The sequence below is a fragment of the Mesorhizobium sp. M4A.F.Ca.ET.050.02.1.1 genome, assembly GCF_003997725.1.
Taxonomy (GTDB): domain Bacteria; phylum Pseudomonadota; class Alphaproteobacteria; order Rhizobiales; family Rhizobiaceae; genus Mesorhizobium.
In genome coordinates this window covers 1-3,235 of sequence record NZ_RZSG01000683.1, presented here as the reverse complement: position 1 = coordinate 3,235, position 3,235 = coordinate 1, and the positions used below count along the sequence as shown (strand labels likewise).

At 64.0% G+C, this 3,235-nt stretch carries 2 protein-coding genes and 1 pseudogene; 1 reads left to right on the top strand and 2 read right to left on the bottom strand.

Annotation, left to right across the window (positions count from 1 at the left end; genetic code table 11):
- Positions 1-2,334 (bottom strand): response regulator (locus EOA33_RS29280; RefSeq protein ID WP_126057937.1); only part of this gene is annotated, 2,334 nt, incomplete at its 3' end.
- A gap of 108 nt (positions 2,335-2,442) precedes the next feature.
- Between EOA33_RS29280 and EOA33_RS29275 the strand changes: the two genes are divergently transcribed.
- Complete coding sequence (locus EOA33_RS29275) at positions 2,443-2,970, top strand: hypothetical protein (RefSeq protein WP_126057938.1); 528 nt, start codon at positions 2,443-2,445, stop codon at positions 2,968-2,970.
- A gap of 11 nt (positions 2,971-2,981) precedes the next feature.
- On the opposite strand, the pseudogene EOA33_RS29270 reads toward EOA33_RS29275, so the two are convergent.
- Positions 2,982-3,235 (bottom strand): annotated as a pseudogene (locus EOA33_RS29270) (IMP dehydrogenase); the annotation flags it as partial.

Below are 3,235 nucleotides of genomic sequence, written 5' to 3'. Positions count from 1 at the left end.
CGCTGTCTTCACCGCGACCGTCTCGCTGAGCCAGGTGCCGATCTTGCTGCCAAGGCGGTCGGGCGAGATCGGCTTCGCCAGATAATCGTCCATGCCGGCCTCGATGCATTTCTCGCGGTCGCCCTTCAGCGCGTGGGCGGTGACGCCGATGATCGGCGTGTGGCTGCCGTTCTGCCGTTCGATCTGACGGATGGCGCCGGTCGCCTCGTAGCCGTTCATCTCTGGCATCGAGACATCCATCAGGATCAGCCTTGGCCGCAGCGCCCTGTACATCTCCACCGCTGTGCGGCCGTTGCCGGCGATGCGGTAGCTGAGGCCGAGGCCATTTAGGATCTGGCCGAAGACAAGCTGGTTCACGTCATTGTCCTCGGCGATGAGGATGTCGATCGGACCGTTCGGCGCGGCCGCCGGTTCCGGCGCGGGGGGCGCCGGTGTGGCCGGACCGTGAATAACGGTGAAGGCCGGCGCGGGCGCTGCTTTCGGCGCGACTGCCTCACGAACGAAGTGTGCCTTGCCGACCTGGGAACGCGCCTTCTGGATCACCGAGATGACGGTGCCGAGGAGGACGGCCGAGCGCGCCGGCTTGGTCAGATGCGCAGCGATGCCGAAATCGATGACCATCTTGCCGAAATCGACCTGGTCGACCGAGGTCAGGATCACCACCGGAATGGAGGACATGCGGCTGTCGGCGGCAATGGCCTTGGCGACGTCGGCGCCGCTCATGCCCGGCATCTGGTAGTCGAGGATGATGCAGTCGACAGCGGCGCCGAGCTGGCTGGCGCGGTCGAGGAAGGCGAGGCCGACGGCGCCGCTTTCGGCGGCGGCGCAGTCGAAGCTCCAGCTCCGCAACTGTTCCAGCAGGATCTCGCGGTTGACCGGATTGTCGTCGATGACCAGCACGCGCGCGCCGGTGACGTCGACCGGCACGATCTCGTCGCGCGCATCCTGGCTGTGCGCTGGCAGCGGCACGGCGAACCAGAAGACCGAGCCGCGGCCGATCTCGCTCTCGACGCCGATCTTGCCGCCCATCAGATCGACGAGGCGGGCAGCGATCGCCAGGCCAAGGCCGGTGCCCTCGTGGCGGCGCGTCGAGGAGCCGTCGACCTGCGCGAATTTCTCGAACACGCTCTGCAGCTTCTCGGCCGGAATGCCGATGCCGGTATCCTCGACACGAACCTTGAGCTGGACGACGCCGTCCGTCACTTCGCCGCCGACATCGACCAGCACGTGGCCCTTCTCGGTGAACTTCACCGCGTTGCCGACCAAATTGGTGACGATCTGCCTGAAGCGCCCGGCATCGCCGACGACGAAGGACGGCAGCCGCGGATCGACACGCACGATGAGCTCGATGTTCTTCTCTGCGACGCGCGCCGACACCAGCGTCGCCACGTCCTCGACCGCTTCCGACAGACGGAAAGGCGCCGGGTCGAGCATCATCTGGCCGGCGTTGATCTTGGAGAAGTCGAGGATGTCGTTGATGATGGTGAGCAAGGCATTGCCGGATTTGACGATGACGTCGGTGAAGGTCTTCTGACGCGTGGTCAATTCGGTCTTGGCCAGAAGCTCGGCCATGCCGAGCACGCCATTCATCGGCGTGCGGATCTCATGGCTCATATTGGCCAGGAATTCGGACTTGGCGCGGTCGGCGGCCTCGGCCTTGAACAGCGATGCCGCGGTCTCGGCAAAGGCGCGGCGGATCGCCTTTTCCATCGGCCTGAAGACCCAGAAGGCGACGATGCCAAGCACCGCGAACAACAGGCAGCTCGCCCACAGAAGCAGCCTGTCGCCGGCCGCGTCGGCCAGATGACGCTCATTGTCCATGGCGGTGCGGACGCGGACCAGCATCGGCTGCGCAAACAGGTCGTTCTGGTTGCGGATCTCGCGATAGCTCCATTCGTCGACCTTCTGCGCCACCGACATCAGGTTGAAGTTGCGCACCATGTCGCGCGCCGACCAGAACAGGTCGCCGTTCACGGAAGCGGAATCGAGCTCGTTGAGGGTGTTCTTCGACAGGCGCGGCCGCAGGGCGGCGAGCCTGGCGGTGAGGGTCTCGACCTCGCCGGAAAGTCGTTCCGAATGGCCACGTGCCGACGCCACCAGGCCATCGCGCGTCTCGGCGCGCCAGGTGGTGCCGGTGGTCTCGGCGAAATTGGTCGCGTTGCGCAGGTCGCGGCCGAAAATGACCAGATTGCCGCTCAGCGCGTCGACGTCATGACGAAAGGAGTTGACGCGGTTGAGCGCAAACATGACCACGGCGGAGGCCAGCGCGAAGATCAGCAATCCAGACAGATAACGGATCCGGATCGACCGGATGAACGAAGAATATTCCGGCATGCGCAACCCCAACACATACGCATAATTTTAATTGTCGGGATTACGCTTGATTTACATTAAGATTTCGTTCGCGTGGCAGTCGCCGCGCAGTTTGCTGAGAACGTCAAAATGCGGGCATTGCGCTTTTCGGCGATCGGTTTCGCTTCTGTGCTGCTGTCGACCTTCGCCTGGTGGGTCGTCGCCCCAAGTAGCGCGGCGGCAGCCACGACCACGAACCTCCCTGAATTGTGCCGACAGGTGAAGAACGACGACACCATCCGCCCCTATTCGCACGATCTTTACGACGGCACGGCCAAGGCGTTCAAAAGGCTGTTTCCGGACGCCAATGGCGCACCGCAGGAGTCCGAATTGCAGGCACAGGCCAACTATCGCTGCATGAACGGCAAGGTGCTGGTCTGCTTCGTCGGCGCCAACCTGCCTTGCGCCAGGATGAACGCCGCGCGCGACAATCCCGGCGCGGATGAATTCTGCAAGGCCAACCCGAATGACGACGTCGTACCGGCCTTCGTGACCGGCCACGACGCTGTCTATTACTACAAATGCCGGAACGGCAAGGCGGTGATCACCGGCAATCCGTGGCAGCTCGACAAGCGCGGCTTTGCCGTCAAGCTGTGGACCACGCTTCCCGGCAACTGAGGCCGGCTAGACTAGACGGAAAGCATCACCTTGATCGCACGGCGTTCGTCCATGGCGCGGTAGCCTTCGTCGACTTCCGCCAGCGGCAGCTGCAGGTCAAAGACCTTGCCGGGCTTCATCCTGCCCTTGAGCACGCGGTCAATCAGGTCAGGCAGGAAGCGGCGGACGGGCGCCGGGCCGCCCAGCATGCGTTTTTGGCCGAAGAACAGGTTCTGGCCGTCAAAGGTGACGCCATGCGGCACGCCGACATAGCCGATCGTGCCGC